The sequence below is a fragment of the Vibrio atypicus genome (assembly GCF_009811315.1).
In the GTDB taxonomy this organism is placed as follows: Bacteria; Pseudomonadota; Gammaproteobacteria; order Enterobacterales; family Vibrionaceae; genus Vibrio; species Vibrio atypicus.
The window spans coordinates 856744-875070 of the sequence record NZ_BLID01000001.1; the positions used below are offsets into that span (position 1 = coordinate 856744).

The window sequence follows — 18327 nt, forward strand, 5'->3', positions numbered from 1 at the left end:
GTTAATTGACTCATTCTAAACGAAAACGCCACTTTGATCTCAAATTATCATTAGATAACTTCGAGCCAAAGTGGCGTTTTTCTTCATCTTTGTGAAATATGTTGGTCTTTTAGACAGTTTTATCCATTAGGACGAAGCTTCACCCAAACAGTATCGTTCGAATTGATGGTAATAATTCGGTTGTATGACTGGTAACCATTCTTTGAAACAGTCACTTGGTGCTGACCTTTTGGTAGTACCACTTCAACTGGAGTACTACCGTAACTAATACCATTGATGGTAACTGCGTCGTCATATTGGTCTGAACGAACGGTCACGTTAACCCAGCTTTTATCTACTTTTTTATTACTGTTCTTCTTCGCACTCTTCAAACAGTAACGGTTAGACACGTTCAATAGCTTACATGCCGTGGTTTTATCTGGGCGAGCTCTTAACTGCGCTTGGATTTGAGTGAAGTACTGGTTAGTTCCTTCAAAGCTAGAGCGGACAACTTGAGACTCTTGTACGATGACGTTTAGTTGTACATCTTTAGCAAACTGTTTTGCTACATGAGCTTCAGTCAAACTATCGAGCAATTGAGATTTGAAGATCTTAACGGCTTTTTGCTTAGTAAGATATTGGCCTTGGTTAGAACATTCACCAAGCGTCATTGTTGCTGAACAAGTTGTCGTATAGCTGGTTTCCAGAACGCTGCTATCACGTAATTCACGATCAAGGCGTTTAACACGAGCATCGACTTTTTGCTCTTTTAAGTAAGAAAACTCTGATTTCAAACGAGCTTGCTTTTGCTTAACGTTTGACACGCGCATTTCGTTCTCCGAAATGGCTTGCTTGTTTTCCAGTAGAGATTTTTGCGTCTCTTTCACTGCTGCCCATGACTGGCGATATTCCGTTTGGTAGGACGCTAAATCAATCTCTGGATCTTCAAGAAGACGAGTATATTGGGTGTCCAGTGCGGTTTTAGCGCGATCACGTTTATTGATCAGTTCTTGCTCACTACGTTGTAGTCGGCTCTGTTCATTCTGAAGTTGCAGTAATTGTTCTGCTTCTAAGCTGTATTCGGTCGAAACGGAATCAAGCTCAGATTCTTTATGTTTTATTTTACTTTCGATTGCGGTAACAGGGTCTGACGAGGCAGATTCTTCCGCAAATGTTGAAGTCGATACCCAAAAAGGGGCTAGCGCTAATAGTAACGCTGGGATGCGACGTTTGTTCATAAGTCCCTGCAACAAATAATATTTAATTCACAAATCTCTAAAACTCAAACTATCGCTTTCGGTCTATTTAATCAGTCCGTTGGCTAAAACGATAGGTCGATGTCAAAGACAAACAGTTGACACTCCTTTGTGCTAGTTGCCTTTCAGAGATATCTATTCGTCCTTTTTAGCACGCTTGGCTAAATTCAGCCTGCGATTCTATCACAAGTTTTGAGAAAATAAGGAAAGTGCTCCCGTCATTCTGTGCGTATTGCCGAAATATTCAAGTAAGAAATCCGATTCTGTAAATAACTTCGCCTATAGAAGTGACATTGACCGTAAATAATGTGCACTTGATCATTCTTCCGGACGGAGTTGTTAACAAGCCGCAACGATTAAGTGACTGCTTCTCAACAAAAAGTTGTCAGAAGCTAATATGCATGGACTTCCTTATGGGAGGGTATTGTTTCGATAATCTATAATTTTGTTATACCATTTGCCTTTATTGCTACTCTTCCGCGTGGGTTACTATGAATCTTCCACCTAAGCCACTAATTACTCCTGATGCAGCGAATGTTTTGTCACCGAAACCAGCAGAGTTGATCACCTTACCTTCTTATATGGAGTGCCATGATCACAGTTATACTCAGGTGGTCATTGGGCTTAAAGGACATGCGGAATTTGAGGTTAATGGCCAAGGGAACTTGGTTGGGCCAGGGCAGGGGTGTGTTGTTACTTCAGGCTCCGGACACGCGTTTGGTGGGGTTATCGGTCAGTCTGACATTTTGGTACTTAACATGCCGCGACCGAGTGATGACGACCCGCTGATGTTGCACAAACTTAACGAGCTCAATCAGCGTGATACCTATTTTCAGCTTGATGGCCAAATTCAAAAGCTGATTCAAATGCTGGTTTGTGAAATGCAATCGAGCCCTGAAGATTTGCTCCTGAGTCGTGCATGTAACGATACGGTGATCGCGCTATTGCATCGTCACATGTCGGCTTTTGATAGTTTACGTAAAGAGTCTCGCTTTGATTTGGACGCGATTGATCGTTACATCGAACAAAACTTAAGCCACAAAATTTCAGTTGCTCAACTAGCGGGCAGTGTCTTTTTAGGAGAAAGTCAATTTCACAACCTGTTTAAAGAGCAAATGGGTATTACACCTCACCAATATGTATTGGGTAAGCGTATTGATATGGCAAAGCAATTAATTGCACAAGGTAACTTGTCACTAGGGCAGGTTGCAGAGCTAACAGGGTTCTCTGGTCAAAGTACCTTTACGCATACATTCTCTCGCCTTCAAGGCATCTCTCCTTCCGTATACAAGAAACGAATTGGTTAAAACTGAAAACATATTCCGAATATAATATTGCTTATTTGAGTGTGACTCTGTTTTTGTTTTGTTAAAAAACAGAGTTTTTAGCAAAAAACTCGGAGTTTTTGACAAGTATTCCTCTCAAGCTCAAAATACACTGCAGGCCATTGTAGGAAACCTGATCGAATTTCAGGTGTGAGATTGAGGAAAACGCATGTTTACAGCAACTGATGTGTTGAATGCTGAGTTTGTTGAGCAACCGCTTGATAAACTTTGGTCACTGATCTCGCCACTATACATGGTGGACGAGTCACAATGGCTAGAGCAGTTGTTACCTTTGGCAATTCCAACTGACGCTGAGAAAGCGCAAATTGCCAGCAAGACAACCGAGCTAATTGAAGCTATCCGCGCAGATAAGAAATCTATCCAGATGATTGATGCGCTGCTTTTAGAATATAGCTTGGATACGCAAGAAGGCATCTTGTTGATGTGTTTGGCTGAAGCGCTAATGCGTATTCCTGACTCGGCAACCGCAGATGCCTTGATTAGAGACAAGCTCAGCGTTGCGGATTGGAAATCACACCTGAAAAACTCTGACTCTGTTTTCGTCAACGCTTCTACTTGGGGCCTAATGCTGACAGGTAAGGTTGTTGGCCTATCTGAAGAAGAGTCTCAAAGCCCGGTAAGTGCAGTGAATCGCTTGGTCAATAAAATGTCTGAGCCAGTGATTCGCAATGCAATGCATCAAGCGATGAAAGTAATGGGGCACCAATTTGTATTGGGACGCAGCATTGCTGAAGCGCAGAAAAATGGTCGCTCTAACCGTGATAACGGTTTTACCTACTCATATGACATGTTAGGTGAAGCGGCGCTGACTACTGCGGATGCAAATAAATACTTCAAAGACTACCTAATGGCGATTGAAGCCGTGGGTCGCGACCAATATGGTAAAGAAACCAGCCCAGCGCCATCGGTTTCTATAAAGCTTTCTGCTCTGCACCCACGTTATGAAGTGGCAAATGAGCAGCGCGTTTTGACTGAACTCAGCGATACCTTGATGCAATTGCTTCGTAGAGCGGTTGAGCTTGATGTAGCGATCACCATTGATGCAGAAGAAGCGGATCGCCTTGAGTTATCCCTTAAGTTGTTCGAACAGGTATATCGTAGCGATCTTGTTAAAGGTTGGGGCAAATTTGGCTTAGTTATTCAAGCCTACTCCAAACGAGCACTGCCTGTTCTAGTATGGCTAAACGGCTTGGCGAAAGAGCAAGGTGACTTGATTCCTCTTCGTTTAGTGAAAGGTGCGTACTGGGATAGCGAAATCAAGTGGTCACAACAAGCGGGTTACGATAACTACCCAGTTTACACTCGTAAAGAAGCGACTGACGTTGCCTACCTTGCGTGTGCGAAATTCCTATTAAGCGACAATGTTCGCGGCAACATCTTCCCGCAGTTTGCAAGCCACAACGCACAGACAGTGACTTCTATCGCTGTAATGGCTAAACATAAAGATTACGAATTCCAACGTTTACACGGCATGGGAGATTCTCTTTATAACCACGCGATGGCAGCTTATAAGCAATCAGTCCGCATTTATGCACCTGTAGGTAGCCATAAAGATTTATTGCCTTATCTAGTACGCCGTTTACTAGAAAATGGCGCAAACAGTTCATTTGTACACCGTTTGGTTGATGCGCGTTGTCCTGTTGACTCTCTGACTCAACACCCTGTTGATATGCTAAAAGCATTCGACACGCTGAATAACACCCAGATTCCACTGCCAACAGAAGTCTTCCCTGAGCGCAAAAACTCAATCGGTGTCAACGTTGATGTGGAAAGCGAAGCGAAGCCATTTGAAGCACAGGTGGAAAGTTTCCTTGATACGCAATGGACAGCGGCACCGTTCATCAATGGACAGAGTTTTGCCGAAAGCATGATCAAGGAAGGAAGGAACGTAGAAGCAGTTACTGCACCGTATGATCGTCGTATTCAAGTTGGTCAGGTTGCTTTTGCAAGCCTTGATCATGTTTCCGAAGCGATTGAAGGTGCGCAAGCTGCCTTTGGTGCTTGGCAAGCTACGCCATCAAAAGAGCGTGGTGATAAGCTTGAGAAATTAGCAGACCTTCTTGAAGATCACCTAGCTGAGTTGGTTGCGATTTGTCATCAAGAGGCTGGCAAAACCATTCACGACAGCATTGATGAAGTTCGAGAAGCGGTTGATTTCTGTCGTTACTACGCGAAGCAAGTGGATGCTTTAGGTGAGTTGACGATCACTGGCTTTGATGGTGAGACTCGTCAGATTTCGCGCCAAGGCCGTGGTGTGTTTGTTTGTATTAGTCCGTGGAACTTCCCGCTGGCGATTTTCTTAGGTCAAGTTACTGCCGCTCTTATTGCTGGCAATACCGTTGTGGCTAAACCTGCAGAACAAACAAGCTTGATTGCGGCTCGCGCAATGGAGTTGATGAACGAAGCTGGTTTCCCTGCTGGTACGGTTCAACTTCTTCCTGGTCGCGGAGCAGAAATAGGCTCTGCGCTAACTTCACACCCAGCCATCGCAGGTGTTGCCTTTACTGGTTCAACAGCTACTGCACAGCGTATCAATCAGACGCTTGCGGCACGCGATGCTGCTCCTGTGCCATTTATTGCAGAAACAGGCGGTCAGAATGCAATGATCGTCGACAGTACCGCGCTCCCTGAACAGGTGGTGCGTGATGTTATTCGCTCTGCATTTGCATCGGCAGGACAACGTTGTAGTGCGCTACGTGTACTGTACGTCCAAGAAGATATTGCTGATCGCATTATTTCATTGATTCAAGGTGCAATGCAGGAGCTGTCAGTCGGTAAACCGTATCTACACTCAACAGATGTTGGCCCTGTAATCGATACAACAGCGAAAACAAAACTCACTAAGCATATTGAGCTGATGACTTCTACAGAGAAGAAAGTAGCTGAGTTGGCACTCTCTGAAGAGCATCAACATGGTGACTTCGTGGCTCCAAGTGCTTTTGAGATTCGCGACATCTCTTGTTTAAAAGAAGAGCAGTTTGGCCCTATCTTGCACATCGTTCGTTTTAAGGCGAATGAGTTAGCGCAAGTCGTCGATCAAATCAATAACACGGGTTTTGGTTTGACAATGGGTATCCACAGTCGTAACGAAACGACTTACCGTTGGATTGAGAAACACATCCGCGTTGGCAACTGCTACATCAACCGTGATCAAGTCGGTGCTGTTGTTGGTGTCCAACCGTTTGGTGGTCAGGGCCTTTCTGGTACTGGTCCTAAAGCGGGCGGTCCACACTACTTGTTCCGCTTTACTCAAACACAGTTTTCTTAAGATTAAGCAGGAGATTCATTATGGTTCATCAAGTAACTCGTTTTTCTGATGCTTTTTCAGCTTGGGAAAATTGGAACCTAACAAACTTTGATTCTAAAAGTGAGTGCGTACTTGCTTTTAAACAGGCACTTGACTTGACTCAGCCTCCTTTGGCAGCAGTGGTGTCTTACCACATTGAGCAAGCATCCACATTGCTTGCAGAAACGCACGAATTGGTTGGTCCAACCGGTGAAACCAACGAGCTTTATACTGCAGGCCGTGGTGTGGCTGTTGTTATTCAAAATGACCAATCAAATCAAGCCCAGAAGTCGGTAGTTTCTCAACTGACAGCGGCACTGATCGCGGGCAACAGCGTCATTCTTTGCAGTGATGATGCTGAGTTTTGCAAAGAACTTGAAGCTGCTTATAAGCAGTCTTCTCTACCAACTAACCTAGTACAGCTTGCCTCATTAGATGCTTATCATCAGCTGCTGGAGTCAGATGTACGTAGTGTTGGTTATGTTGGTAATCCGGAGGTTGAACTTAGTATCAACCGTCAACTCTCGAAACGTGAAGGTGCCATTGTTGGCCTAGTTTCAGAAACGGATCTGGCGGCTATTCCGGTAGCTCATGATCCGCACTTATCGCTTCGCTTTATCACTGAGCGAACGCGAACAATAAATATAACAGCAGTGGGTGGTAATGCGACCTTGTTAGAACTTGGAAGCGAAACCCACTAACCCTTTTCTGTGCTCGCCCCTATCAACATTACACAATTACAGATAGGGGCATATAGGGAAGGCGATCTTTAAAAAGAGGACAAATCACATGGAAAATAGCTTTGCTATTACAACTACGTTTATTGCGTATCTACTTTTGATGCTTGCAATCGGCGTAATTGCGTATCAACGAACGAAGAACTCATCAGATTATTTCTTGGGTGGCCGTTCGTTAGGGCCTTGGCCTGCGGCGCTTTCTGCAGGTGCATCTGATATGAGTGGCTGGTTGCTGCTTGGTCTACCGGGTTATGCATACGCAGCGGGTATTGAGGCATTTTGGCTAGCCGGTGGTCTATTAGTTGGTACTTGGTTGAACTGGTTAATCAACGCAAAACGCCTACGAACTTACTCCATTACGACGGATGCACTGACTCTTCCTGAGTTCTTGTCGCGTCGTTTCAATGATAAATCAAAGATGATTCAGGTAATCTCTGCTTTCTTCATTCTTTTATTCTTCCTTTTCTACACAAGTTCTGGCTTGGTAGCTGGCGGCAAATTGTTTGAGACAGTCTTTGGTTTGGATTACACCACAGCGGTGATTATCGGCACAGTTTGTGTTGTTTCGTACACTTTATTTGGTGGTTTCCTTGCGGTCTCTTGGACTGATTTAGTGCAAGGCCTGTTGATGGCGGCAGCACTATTGATTGTTCCGATTGCAGCAATGGAAGGTGGTTTTAGCGATCTAACTGGTCAGCTAGAAACAATTAACCCTGAGCTACTGACACTATGGAACGACTCGAAAGGTGAACCATTGTCAGCAATTGCGATTATCTCGCTTGTTGCATGGGGTCTTGGTTACTTTGGTCAACCGCATATCTTGGCGCGTTTTAAAGCCTCTCGTTCAAATAAAGATCTGACAACAGCTCGTCGCATTGCTGTTATCTGGACTGCATTGTCTATGATTGGCGCACTGCTTGTTGGTGTAGTTGGTCTAATTTACGTGACTAAGTCGGGTGTAACCGTTGATGACGGTGAGAAGATCTTCATGCTGCTTGTGAACTCAATGTTCCATCCAGTGATTGCGGGTATCTTGCTTGCGGCGATTCTTGCGGCTGTGATGAGTACAGCGGATTCCCAGCTATTGGTTTCTTCTTCAGCATTGGCGGAAGACTTCTATAAGCAAGTGTTTAAGCAAGATGCTTCATCAGAAGAGATTGTGATGGTTGGTCGTATTGCTGTTGTGGGTATCTCGATTGTTGCACTTGTATTGGCGATGACTCCAGATAGTTCAGTTCTTGGTTTGGTGTCATATGCGTGGGCTGGTTTTGGCGCTGCATTTGGTCCGGCGCTTATTCTTAGCTTGTACTGGTCTCGTATGAACCGTAACGGTGCACTTGCAGGTATTCTCGTTGGTGGCATTACCATCGTCGTTTGGAAGCAACTAAGTGGCGGTTGGTTTGATGTGTACGAAATTGTACCGGGAATCATCTTCTCTACTCTTTCAATCATCGGTGTGAGTTTGATGACAGGTGAGCCTGAGGAGTCAGTTAAAGCTCAACATGCTAAATATCAGAAACAGCTTGTTGAATTAGACTAATTACGAAATTGTTATTGAAAGCCCTTGAAACTATAAAGTTTCAGGGGCTTTTTTATTTTGCGGCTATTTATTGAACATGGTTCACAGTTTGTGAACTTAAGTTTGAGCCTTCGGAACCAAGGTATTAAAAATATGTCCACTATCAATAACCACACCATATTTAGGGAGAGAGCGAGATGCCACAGATTTACTGCCATTGCTGCAATAAAATGACAGCACACAAAGTTGTTATGAAGCGATGTGAGGGCAATGAACAGTCGATGGTGAAAAGTCTAGCTTGTTTTTTTGGGACCCTATTTCAAGGTGCGCATTACATGAAGATGGAAAAACAAAGCTTTTGCCGAGTATGTAATACGCAAGCAGATATTGTGAGTTCCAATGATTTTTCTGGTGTCAAAGCTGCTTAGCCATAGAGCCAAGTGACCAAACCACCAAAACCTGATATCAAAAACCTCTCTCTCTAGGTTTCTAGTGGGTGTTTCGCTTATTATTGGTCTTAATCTAAACCAATAATAAGAGCACTAAATGGACTTAGACCGTATTGATCGTGAGATCCTCCGTACCCTAAATCTCAAGGGACGACTGCCGATTGTTGAATTGGCAAAACAGGTCAACTTGACCACTTCTCCTTGCTCAGACCGAGTCAAACGTCTTGAAAAAGAAGGCTACATCAAAGGCTATCATGCTGAACTTAACCCTGAGAAATTAGGTTTAGACGTCCAAGTCTTTATTCATATACGTCTCGATCAAACTAGCTTTTCTATTTTTGATAAGTTCGCTCAAGCAGTTTCTGACATGCCAGAAATTGAAGAATGTTATTCATTGTCAGGTGACTTTGACACCATGATTAAGGTAAGAGTGAAAGATATGAAAGCGTATCAGGCGTTTATGTCGACAAAGATGGGAACTTTACCTGGTGTGATTCAAACTCGAAGCGAGGTAGTGATTGAAGAGCACAAAACCAGCTTTGGCGTGAACGCGGATTTGATCAGTAAGCTGTAATTTGATGACAAGCTGAAAAAGAAAAGGGAAGCTCATGGCTTCCCTTTAACGTGTCTATTAGGCCACGAATGAGGAGGCGATACCAATCAAACCACCAAAAACACCACCCCAAACCACAAGCCAACCTAAATGCTCTCTGATCATCTTCTGAACAATCTCTTTAACCAATTGAGGTGTGAGTTCATTAAGTCTCTGATCGATAATATTTTCAACGTTGGTTTTTATCTCATCGATCATGGCAGGCGCTTCGAGCTGCTCTTTAAGCGCTTCTTTGATTACATCACTTTGGCTAATCTCAACCATGGACTCTTGCATCTTTTCAACAAAGGGTTGCTTGAGAGGCTGCAGTGCCTCGGTACCTCCAAACATCGCCAACATGCCGCCGAAAGACGAGTTACCAATGACTTCAACCAGTGAGTCAAAGGTCGGGTTGAAGTCGACTTTTGCGACGATAGGCTCGAGGTTGAGTGATTGCCCTCCTGACATCTCTTTGCTTAAGAATTTGTCTATATTCTCTTGAGTAAAGAACTGCTCCATCATTAATGTTTTTATTGCGGCTTTAAATTCTTCAAAACGTGAGGGAATCACACCTGAACCATAAAGTCCCGGTACCTTTTCGAATAGCATGTGAATAGCTAACCAGTTGGTAATTGCACCAGAAAAGGCAAAAAGACCTGCGTAAAAAGCCAGTTGGTTGTCGGTTTGGTAGCCGCCTGCAAGTAGGGCTAAGGCAATAATGTTGGTAAGTAAGCTCTTATTCATTACAAATTATCAGTGAGACAGAATGAGGGGACGCAGTATATCGTAAAGCGAGCGAATCACTAAAGGGCAAAGTAGTCGATAACAGTGAAAGTGGTATTAGTAAGTTGTTGAAATGTTAAAAAAGTGTGATCCTTAACGATTTGATTGACTAGGGATTTTACTTGTCAGCATGAGAAGCGTAAGTTAAAAAATAGTTAACCACTTGGAGGATCTGTGATGACAGCACTCAATGGTTTTTCTCTTGCTTATATTGAGCGCCGCACTGACTGGACGTCTGAGCTATTTAGTTTACGTGTTAATGGTGTCCCTGTCCGATTTCAGGCTGGCCAATACGTTAAATTGGCGTTGTATGATGAAACAAATAAGCTGATAAGTCGCCCCTATTCAATTGTTAATGCTCCTTTAAACAGCAGTGACATGATGGAATTCTTAGTTATAGCGAACCCAAATGGTGCGCTTTCTCCTCGATTACAAAATCTACGCGAAGGTGACAGTATTTATGTCGCAGATAAAGCGTTTGGTGATCTGACTTTCAATAGTATTCCAAAGCAGACGCAAAACTTGTGGCTTTTTTCAACTGGGACAGGTATTGGACCATTCTTATCACTGCTTGATGATATTAATTTTCGCCCTGGATGCGAGAAGATTGTATTGGTTCACGCGGTAAGACATGAGAAAGATCTTGTTTATCGATATCTAATTGACCAACTTGTGAAGCAATATGAAGGACGACTGATATATCTACCGATCGTGTCGCGTGAACAAAGTGATTTTGCTCTTTATGGGCGAATTCCTCAGCTAATTGATCAAGGTATTTTACAAGATAAGTTGGATTTACCTTTAGCTGCAGAAACGACATTTACCATGCTGTGCGGTAACCCTGAGATGATCAAAGAAACACTTTCAGTACTGCAAAGTTTGGGATTAGAAAAGTATCGCCGAAAAACGGGTGGTCATATTCTTTATGAACGCTATTGGTAGGTAGTAAGCCCCCTGCCTGCGCGGGGGGCATTTGTTATTGAGTACGGTACTGTTTGAGTATTTGCGATAAAGAGAGAGCGGTTTGTGACAGGTTTTCGACGCCCGATGAGGATTGTTCCGCTACAGTACGTAACGCGTTAGATTGGCTACGAATGTCTGTTAATTCAGAGGCTATATCGTTTGCAACAGCGCTCTGTTCTTCTGCTGATGTAGAGATTTGGATACTCATGTCAGTGAGAGATTGTGCCGAATTCGCAATCGACTGAACATCCTCACCAATCGCTGCAACTAATTCACTGCTGGTTTGTGCTTGTGAGACGGTTTTTGATGTAATAGAAGCAATGCTGTGGCTCTCTGTCTGCAACTTCTCAATCATGGCCTGAATTTCAACGGTTGCTGCTTGCGTGCGGCTTGCTAATGTTCGTACTTCATCTGCTACCACAGCAAACCCTCGTCCTTGCTCGCCCGCGCGCGCTGCTTCAATTGCTGCGTTGAGCGCCAATAAATTCGTCTGTTCTGATATTGCGTTAATCGTGGTAATGACTTCATTAATTTGGGTGGTGTTATCATTGAGGCTTGTTACTGATTGTTCAGTTTGGCCAATGTACTGGGACAATGTGTCAATTTCTTTGATGGCCGAGATTACGCGTTTGTAACTGCCATCAATGTGCAAAGCATCATTCTCGGTTTGTTGAGTGGCTTGTTGCGAAATGTTTGATACTTCACGTGCAGAAGCTGTCATTTGCTCCATTGCTGTTGCTACAGAGTCAAGAGAACTATATTGGCTGCGAACTTGTGTTTCGCTTTGCTTCATATCTTGTTCGAAGGTAGCGGAAGTTTGAGTGAGTGTTTCGGTACTTTGGTTTACGTTGTCAACCAGTGAACTTAACGTATCCATCGCTTTATCAAGAGCGCAGCCAATTGTTCCAAATTCATCACGGCCTGGATGAAAGCCTAAGCGAGAGGTTAAGTCACCTTCTCCTATCTTCTGCGTTGTGGTGTAAAGCACCCATAGAGCACCGCCAATAAATGTGGTGACCCAATAACAAAAAATACCGAAAGGAATCAGCCAAAGATAGCTAAGTAAGAAAGTGGTGAGGGCTTGTGATTCGATTTTTTCGAGGTGAGAGTTAATGTCAACCGTCAATTGATACGCTTGGCCATCAGCTGAGGTTTGATAAACAGAGACAACACCATCATTAACCGCTGAGGGTAAAACTGCGTGAGTTGATTTAAGTCCATCAATCTGTGTTAAGTCCGTTGGTGAACTTATGGATAGAATAGTCTTTAGTTGACGTTCCGCCGCGTTCACTTCAGCATGTTTCGCAATATCTAGGGTGCTTATGTATCGGCTGCCAGCTAACGCGGAAACAGTGATTAAAAATAGCGTAACAATTACCCAAAACTTATCGTTAATCGACATTTTGATAAACAGTCGGTCTATTGTCCTGAAATCGACTTCTTTCATTTTATACCTCTACGAGTGCCTTCTCTTAATTTGACCCATTTAAGTCATTTAGTGTTTATAAATTTATCGGTAATTGAGAGAGGCTGATGGGACTTATGTCCAAATTTCGTGTAACCGGACGGCAATCTATTTCCATTCATGTGACTTAGATCTTGTTAACAATTGGTTACAGAGAGCAGGGCGGTAATGTGGTGTCCATTGAGGGTGTTTTTCATCTAGTGAGAAAGTGGCCTATATCCTCGCTCGTTTTTTATTTAGTCAGGCTCTAATCTGAAGGTAGTCTTTTAGAAGGGTCGACCAATACTATGAATTTGATCGTCAATATTCACAAGAATGTCCGTAAACATGGTTTTGAAATGGCTACTCGACAAGCTTGGAAATGCGGTATTAAAGCGAACTTGGTAAAACGAGTTGTTGGGGTAGCTAAGGGGCAAATTGTTTGTGTGATCGAAGGAGTCAGACCTGAGCTATCGACTGAGATAAATAACGAACTTCACTGCGAGGAAAAGCAAGGGCGTTACGTCTTTGTCGGTGGTGTTGTATGGCAGCCTAATGATCTGATAGCGCCTGGTTTTCCTGATTTTATGTTCATGCATGTACGAAATCTTGGACCAAAGCATAAATACATGTCAGACGACGAACTGTTTTTGAATCTGGCTTAGTTCGACGTATGTTAACGCTGTTCTTAAAGAGTTTAATTGGTGCAGCTGCGGTTGTTTTTATAGCGTTGCTTTCAAAAAGTAAGAACTTCTATATCGCGGGCTTAGTACCGCTGTTTCCAACATTTGCTTTGATAGCGCATTTCATTGTTGGTACTGAGAGAGACATGGCAGCGCTTCGTGAAACGGCACTTTTTGGTTTGTATTCGCTAGTACCTTACGCTGGCTACTTGTTGGCGGTTTACTATTTTAGTTTCCGATTTTCGTTGGTAGAGACGCTTTCATTTGCAACTGGCGTATGGGTTCTGGCTGCGTTGGCGCTCATACTTATCTGGACTCGAATGCTTGTGGTTGCTTAATGTTTTGTGTCTTCGCAAAGAAAAAGGCCTGACTCAATGTCAGGCCTTTTATTTAGAAAGGATACCAGAATAGCTGTTGGTCTATTACACGTTTGGTAATCGCAGCGATGACAACCAATGTAATGGCGGTCAGCAGTAATTTGTCTTGACGAGCGAGTGGTCTCAGGCTGTACCAAGTTCGGCTTTTATGACGTCCAAATCCTCTTAATGTCATGGCATTGGATATCTCTTCAGCTCTATCTAAACTGGAGAAAATCAGTGGGCCAAGAATTTTAGCTACATTCTGTAAACGCTGGAATAGAGGTGTGTTCTTTGAGATATCTAAACCACGAGCTTGCTGAGCATGCATAATATTAACGAAATCGTTTTTGACTTCAGGTAAATAGCGCAATGTTAGGCTGACTGCATAAGCAATCTTATATGGTACGCCAATTCTATTCAGGCTAGCGGCAAACTCAGTTGGGTGAGTAGTAAAAACAAACACGAGAGCAATAGGAAACATACTGAAGTATTTGAGCGTAACCGTGACGAGATAAAACAGTGTCTCTTGAGTCAGTGAGTACCCAGCCGGTAGCTCCAGTAAAACGGTACTGCTGCCCATAAACACGGTTCCTTGTCCAGGCGCGAGCAAGAACATAAACAGAGCGTTGAGTGATAGTACACTTGCTGTGCCGATCAATAGTGGTTTATATACTTTGAGTGGTACTTGAGTCATTTTTAGTAAACCAAGACCTACAATGATCAGTAAAGCAATGAGTCGAAGATCGAATGTAGTTAGGACTACTGTAACCCAGGCAATAAACAGGGCAAATTTTGTGATGCCATTGAGTGCATGTAGCGGTGATTTGGTATCAATATAGTTGATACCAAATTTCATCTTTGAAGCTTTCATGCGGCGTGGCTCTCTAGCTGAATAAAGTACTGCATAAAGTTGTTTTTGTCTTCGATGGCCAGTCTATCTGCCAATTCATATAAGCTGGTTGTTGTGAGATTCGCTTTATCAAGCAGCAGTGGCTGGCTAAATACTTCTGTCATCGGCGCATCCGCAATCAGCTTGCTATCAGAAATCACAATTGAGCGATGAGTGTATTCGAGAACCAAATGCATATCGTGTGAGATGATAATGACGGTAATACCCAATTCTTTGTTGAGCTTTTGAATAAAGTTCAACATCGCCGTGTAGTTGCGATAATCTTGGCCTGCGGTCGGCTCATCAAGGATGAGAAGCTCTGGCTCTAGAACAAGGATTGAGGCGATTGTAACTCGCTTTTTCTGACCATAGCTTAACGCCTCTACTGGCCAATTACGGTATTTACTTAAACCACACAGTTCAAGTGTCGCTTCAACTTTTAGTGTCACTTCAGCTTCGCTCAATCCTTTATTACGTAGACCAAACGCTATTTCATCAAAAATCATATGATGGGAGATCATGTGGTTAGGGTTTTGCATGACTACCCCAATCTTCTGACTACGCTCAAAAATAGAAAGTTGTTGAAGGTTCTGACCTGCAAAGTGGATGTTACCAGCATCAGGCTCTATCACACCCATGATCAGTTTAGTAATGGTTGATTTACCAGAACCATTCTTACCTAAGATAGAAACAAACTCGCCGCGCTGAATGGTGAAATTAACATCCTCTAGCGCATTTTTTTCGCCATCGTAAGAGTAGGTCAGATCTGTGACATCAATGAGTGTTTCGTTAACATCATGATGCGAAGCTAAGTTAGTAGCTACCTGCCATTGACTAAATTGAGGCTTAAATTGTTCCAATGAAATCTTCGATAAATCTGCAATTTTGTCTGTGCTATTCAATGAGCATTGTGCCGCTTTCATTGCTGATAGGTACAATGGCTCGCGAATACCATGTTTCGCGAGTAGAGGAGAAGCCAGCAGTTCATCAGGTGTCATGTCTGCAACAATCTCACCTTGCTCCATTAAAATAATGCGATCAACTGGGCGATGTAGCACATCTTCTAAGCGGTGCTCGATGATGATGATAGTTTTACCGGATTCCTGATGTAGCTGGTCAATGATTTCAATCGTGCGGCGACCAGTTTTAGGATCGAGTGCTGCTAGTGGCTCATCAAAAAGCAGCGTATCAACATCGTCAACCAAAATTCCGGCCAGCGAAACTCGTTGTTTTTGTCCACCAGATAAATCATGAGGGGAGCGGTCAAGCATGGTTTCTAGCTCGACCATTTTAGCCGTGGACTTAACGATTGGGAACATGTCGATAGTGGACATCAACTGGTTTTCTAGGGCAAAAGCAATATCTTCACCAATGCTTAGACCGACAAACTGGCTGTCGGTATCTTGCAGTACGGTTCCGATTTGCTCTGTCATTTGATGAAGTTCTAACTGGGCGCAGTTATGACCATTGATAGACAGTTGGCCAGATGTTTCGCCTTTCACCGAATGAGGAATGAGTCCATTTAGACATTGGCCAAGGGTAGATTTTCCACTACCACTTGGACCGATAATGACGATTTTCTCTCCTTTCTCTATCCTTAGATTGATATGTTTTAGCGTCGGTTTGTCCAGCGACTCATATCTAAAAGAGAAGTCAGAAAATTCAATTGTCATTGATAATTAAGCCTCAGTTAAATTACGGCTTTGTGCATTACGCTTAGCAACAGATTTCAAAATGAAGTAGCCAACAACAGCGATCAGCAATGTGTTACCCGCAGCAATAATTGAAAGCTGAGTGAAGACTTTAGTAAAAGGTTCTGCGTATAAGAGGGTATCTAAGAATGCAGAGCAACCGTAGCCTACAATGTTACCTACTAAAGCAAGTACAACGAATAGGAAGAAATCTTTGCGGTTTAGTTGGCCTTTTTCTAGGCGGTTTTTGGTTAGTGTTGGGTAGAATCCCATGATAAGGCCCACGATGCCAGAGCCGAGTACCCAAGTCAGCCAAACGCCCCATCCTGCAAATAGGTCCGTAACCCAATGGCCAATAAAGCCAACAAGGAAGCCAACAATTGGGCCAAACAATACGGAGAATAGCGCCAAAACCGCCATAGCTGGTTTTAGAGTCGTATTAGCAAAAACGGGAATACCAAACATAGGTAGACCGCCAATTCCGTACAGTGCAGCGCCAATCGCAATAACGACGACAGTTTTTGCAGAAAGATTCATAGATAACCCTTTGTATTGCAGCCACTCTTTTAACCCAGGTAAGCTTGGTACCAGCGAGCAGAATGGAAATAAAATCTTTAAAGAACATATTCACAGGTGCTTATTTTGGTTGAATTTTATACACCAATGAAAACAAGGCGCAGATTATACCTTTTGAGTTGTCTATTGGAAAGCTAACTATCTAGATGGCTAAGATTTTATGTATAAGAAACTTTCCAGTGAAATGGGGGCTCTTGGAGGAAAAAAAACAGGCCTCGAATGAGGCCTGTTGAGAGTATTAGTGATCTAAGTAGAGATAGTTTTGCCAACTCTTCATGCGAATCAACACTTTGCGCATAATAGAGACATGAGTAAACCTATCTGAGTAAACCGCAACTTCTACCGCCGTTCCCATCGGAAGGTTGTATTCAGCTAAATCATCGGTGATTTTAAGAGTGACAAAGACACGACCACTGGTTCGTAAGGCTTCTGTGCCTAGTAGTGAACCTCGTGCTTGGAACTGACTCTCACCAATGGCAGGCAATACGTCAATGACTTCACCTTTGAATACTTTACCTGGCAATGCTCGGAATAAGAATTCTGCTTCGTAGCCTGGTTTTAAACGCTGGAGCGAGTTCTGTCTGAAGGCTGCGGTATAGATTTTCTCTTCCGTGTGGACAAAGGTCATCACGGGTGCGAGTGGGAGAGGGACGGCCATTACCCCAGGACGTAAAGCAAGTTGAGTAGCAAAACCATCGGTTGGCGCTCGTACGACCGTTTGATCTAAATCGAACTCAGCCTTACGGAGTTCAGCCAGGAGTCGAGCTACGGTGGTGTTTTCGCCACCAATTTCTGAATCTAACGCGAGTTCAGCTTGCTCTACACCTGCTTTGGCTGACTCTACAGCAGCTTGAGTCGCTTTGTAGGCTTGGCGACGCGTATCTAGTTGTTGCTCAGTGAATGCGCCCTTATCAAATCCGCGTTGGTAGCGATCAAACTCTCGCTGCGCTTTATCACGCTCTGCTATGGCTTTGATTTCTGTCGCTTTTGCTGCCTGAAGTTTCGACTCCAATCCTAATGCACCTTGGCTCGCTTCTTTGATTTGAGCTTCAAGTTTTGAGATTTCGGCTTCATAAGGAATAGGGTCAATCTTGAACAGAACATCGCCTTTATGTAGTGGTTTGTTTGCCTCTACCGGTACTTCGATAACTTTGCCACGCACACCAGAAACAATAGGAGTAGATGAGAAAACTTGGTTACCGACTTGAGTGAAAGGGTGATTGTAGTTCATCAATAAGATCATTGTACCCACGAGTACAACACCACCTAAAACGGCAGTTGGAACTGTCCACTTGTTGAGTGGAATATTGAAGACTTTAAATATAGTGATACACAGAGCGGCGTACGTCAGAATTAATAGTAAATCCATTACTGCTCCTCCTCGTGACGATCGACATTTAATGATGGCGCAACGGAGGGTTTAGACGCTGCGTCTGCCTTTAGTTGTGCGATTTCTTGCTGTAACTGTGACACTTGGTCGATAAGAGTATCGACACGATGATGAATATCATGCTGCTCTTCTTCGAGCTTTTGAAAGCCCCAGCCACGCTCTTTGCGCCAGAGTGTGGCCCAAATCCATAGGAACGGCCAAATGGCGTGAAGTGTAAAGAGACTAACCCAGCCAGCATAATGAATGGCGTCTTGATGGGGGTGCTCACGTTCTTTTGCTATTTCATAGGGAATATCGTGAATGACGATAATGCCGTAGAAGATAACTAGCGCAACAAAAACCAGTAGACCGAGCGCGAAGTAATCCAAAAACATAGCTACATCCT

Annotated in this window: 16 protein-coding genes; 8 read left to right on the forward strand and 8 right to left on the reverse strand. The window is 43.5% G+C overall.

What is annotated here, in order from left to right; translation table 11 throughout:
• Positions 1–119: 119 nt before the first annotated feature.
• Entirely contained in the window at positions 120–1217 is a 1098-nt protein-coding gene (locus tag GVO60_RS03800) for a PEGA domain-containing protein (protein ID WP_159651261.1), read from the reverse strand.
• A gap of 509 nt (positions 1218–1726) precedes the next feature.
• On the opposite strand from GVO60_RS03800, the gene GVO60_RS03805 reads away from it, so the two are divergent.
• The 5 genes from GVO60_RS03805 (at position 1727) to GVO60_RS03825 (ending at position 9146) form a co-directional block, all read left to right on the forward strand.
• Positions 1727–2542 carry an AraC family transcriptional regulator gene (locus GVO60_RS03805; RefSeq protein ID WP_159651262.1) on the forward strand — a complete coding sequence of 272 codons (816 nt, stop codon included), beginning with the start codon at positions 1727–1729 and terminating at the stop codon, positions 2540–2542.
• Between the two features lie 187 nt (positions 2543–2729).
• Complete coding sequence (putA, locus tag GVO60_RS03810) at positions 2730–5849, forward strand: bifunctional proline dehydrogenase/L-glutamate gamma-semialdehyde dehydrogenase PutA (protein ID WP_159651263.1); 3120 nt, start codon at positions 2730–2732, stop codon at positions 5847–5849.
• A 20-nt stretch (positions 5850–5869) separates the two neighbouring features.
• The gene (locus GVO60_RS03815; protein ID WP_159651264.1) at positions 5870–6568 is read left to right on the forward strand and encodes a 1-pyrroline-5-carboxylate dehydrogenase; all 699 of its coding nucleotides are present in this window, start codon (positions 5870–5872) and stop codon (positions 6566–6568) included.
• A gap of 88 nt (positions 6569–6656) precedes the next feature.
• Complete coding sequence (gene putP, locus GVO60_RS03820) at positions 6657–8144, forward strand: sodium/proline symporter PutP (RefSeq protein WP_159651265.1); 1488 nt, start codon at positions 6657–6659, stop codon at positions 8142–8144.
• Between the two features lie 525 nt (positions 8145–8669).
• Positions 8670–9146, forward strand: a complete 477-nt coding sequence (locus GVO60_RS03825; RefSeq protein ID WP_159651266.1) for an Lrp/AsnC family transcriptional regulator — start codon at positions 8670–8672, stop codon at positions 9144–9146.
• Between the two features lie 57 nt (positions 9147–9203).
• Here GVO60_RS03825 and GVO60_RS03830 read toward each other — a convergent pair whose 3' ends face one another.
• Entirely contained in the window at positions 9204–9908 is a 705-nt protein-coding gene (locus tag GVO60_RS03830) for a DUF445 domain-containing protein (protein WP_159651267.1), read from the reverse strand.
• Positions 9909–10124: 216 nt separating this feature from the next.
• On the opposite strand from GVO60_RS03830, the gene GVO60_RS03835 reads away from it, so the two are divergent.
• Positions 10125–10889, forward strand: a complete 765-nt coding sequence (locus tag GVO60_RS03835; protein WP_159651434.1) for a ferredoxin--NADP reductase — start codon at positions 10125–10127, stop codon at positions 10887–10889.
• 34 nt (positions 10890–10923) lie between these two features.
• Here the strand turns inward: GVO60_RS03835 and GVO60_RS03840 are convergent, their stop codons facing one another.
• Positions 10924–12357 (reverse strand): methyl-accepting chemotaxis protein, encoded by a 1434-nt coding sequence (locus GVO60_RS03840; RefSeq protein ID WP_159651268.1) that lies wholly within the window; start codon positions 12355–12357, stop codon positions 10924–10926.
• Positions 12358–12662: 305 nt separating this feature from the next.
• Here GVO60_RS03840 and GVO60_RS03845 point away from each other — a divergent pair, with 305 nt between their 5' ends.
• Both GVO60_RS03845 and GVO60_RS03850 read left to right on the forward strand, forming a co-directional pair.
• Positions 12663–13019 (forward strand): acyl-CoA synthetase, encoded by a 357-nt coding sequence (locus tag GVO60_RS03845; protein ID WP_159651269.1) that lies wholly within the window; start codon positions 12663–12665, stop codon positions 13017–13019.
• An 8-nt stretch (positions 13020–13027) separates the two neighbouring features.
• On the forward strand, positions 13028–13375 hold the full coding sequence (locus tag GVO60_RS03850; protein ID WP_159651270.1) for a GlpM family protein: 348 nt from the start codon (positions 13028–13030) through the stop codon (positions 13373–13375).
• Positions 13376–13427: 52 nt separating this feature from the next.
• On the opposite strand, the gene GVO60_RS03855 is transcribed toward GVO60_RS03850, so the two are convergent.
• From GVO60_RS03855 to GVO60_RS03875, 5 genes are all read right to left on the reverse strand, one after another.
• A complete protein-coding gene (locus tag GVO60_RS03855; protein WP_159651271.1) occupies positions 13428–14267 on the reverse strand; it encodes an energy-coupling factor transporter transmembrane component T family protein in 840 nt (279 codons plus the stop codon).
• Complete coding sequence (locus GVO60_RS03860) at positions 14264–15958, reverse strand: ABC transporter ATP-binding protein (protein WP_159651272.1); 1695 nt, start codon at positions 15956–15958, stop codon at positions 14264–14266. Before GVO60_RS03860 ends, GVO60_RS03855 begins: the two co-directional genes overlap by 4 nt.
• Before the next feature lie 6 nt (positions 15959–15964).
• The gene (locus GVO60_RS03865; protein WP_159651273.1) at positions 15965–16513 is read right to left on the reverse strand and encodes an ECF-type riboflavin transporter substrate-binding protein; all 549 of its coding nucleotides are present in this window, start codon (positions 16511–16513) and stop codon (positions 15965–15967) included.
• 277 nt (positions 16514–16790) lie between these two features.
• A complete protein-coding gene (locus tag GVO60_RS03870; protein WP_159651274.1) occupies positions 16791–17921 on the reverse strand; it encodes an HlyD family secretion protein in 1131 nt (376 codons plus the stop codon).
• Positions 17921–18316 carry a DUF3302 domain-containing protein gene (locus GVO60_RS03875; RefSeq protein ID WP_159651275.1) on the reverse strand — a complete coding sequence of 132 codons (396 nt, stop codon included), beginning with the start codon at positions 18314–18316 and terminating at the stop codon, positions 17921–17923. Before GVO60_RS03875 ends, GVO60_RS03870 begins: the two co-directional genes overlap by 1 nt.
• Positions 18317–18327: the final 11 nt, after the last annotated feature.

Coding starts and splice junctions, on each gene's coding strand:
- GVO60_RS03800 (WP_159651261.1), bottom strand. CDS start 1,217: ATGAACAAACGTCGCATCCCAGCGTTACTATTAGCGCTAGCCCCTTTT.
- GVO60_RS03805 (WP_159651262.1), top strand. CDS start 1,727: ATGAATCTTCCACCTAAGCCACTAATTACTCCTGATGCAGCGAATGTT.
- putA (WP_159651263.1), top strand. CDS start 2,730: ATGTTTACAGCAACTGATGTGTTGAATGCTGAGTTTGTTGAGCAACCG.
- GVO60_RS03815 (WP_159651264.1), top strand. CDS start 5,870: ATGGTTCATCAAGTAACTCGTTTTTCTGATGCTTTTTCAGCTTGGGAA.
- putP (WP_159651265.1), top strand. CDS start 6,657: ATGGAAAATAGCTTTGCTATTACAACTACGTTTATTGCGTATCTACTT.
- GVO60_RS03825 (WP_159651266.1), top strand. CDS start 8,670: ATGGACTTAGACCGTATTGATCGTGAGATCCTCCGTACCCTAAATCTC.
- GVO60_RS03830 (WP_159651267.1), bottom strand. CDS start 9,908: ATGAATAAGAGCTTACTTACCAACATTATTGCCTTAGCCCTACTTGCA.
- GVO60_RS03835 (WP_159651434.1), top strand. CDS start 10,125: ATGACAGCACTCAATGGTTTTTCTCTTGCTTATATTGAGCGCCGCACT.
- GVO60_RS03840 (WP_159651268.1), bottom strand. CDS start 12,357: ATGAAAGAAGTCGATTTCAGGACAATAGACCGACTGTTTATCAAAATG.
- GVO60_RS03845 (WP_159651269.1), top strand. CDS start 12,663: ATGAATTTGATCGTCAATATTCACAAGAATGTCCGTAAACATGGTTTT.
- GVO60_RS03850 (WP_159651270.1), top strand. CDS start 13,028: ATGTTAACGCTGTTCTTAAAGAGTTTAATTGGTGCAGCTGCGGTTGTT.
- GVO60_RS03855 (WP_159651271.1), bottom strand. CDS start 14,267: ATGAAAGCTTCAAAGATGAAATTTGGTATCAACTATATTGATACCAAA.
- GVO60_RS03860 (WP_159651272.1), bottom strand. CDS start 15,958: ATGACAATTGAATTTTCTGACTTCTCTTTTAGATATGAGTCGCTGGAC.
- GVO60_RS03865 (WP_159651273.1), bottom strand. CDS start 16,513: ATGAATCTTTCTGCAAAAACTGTCGTCGTTATTGCGATTGGCGCTGCA.
- GVO60_RS03870 (WP_159651274.1), bottom strand. CDS start 17,921: ATGGATTTACTATTAATTCTGACGTACGCCGCTCTGTGTATCACTATA.
- GVO60_RS03875 (WP_159651275.1), bottom strand. CDS start 18,316: ATGTTTTTGGATTACTTCGCGCTCGGTCTACTGGTTTTTGTTGCGCTA.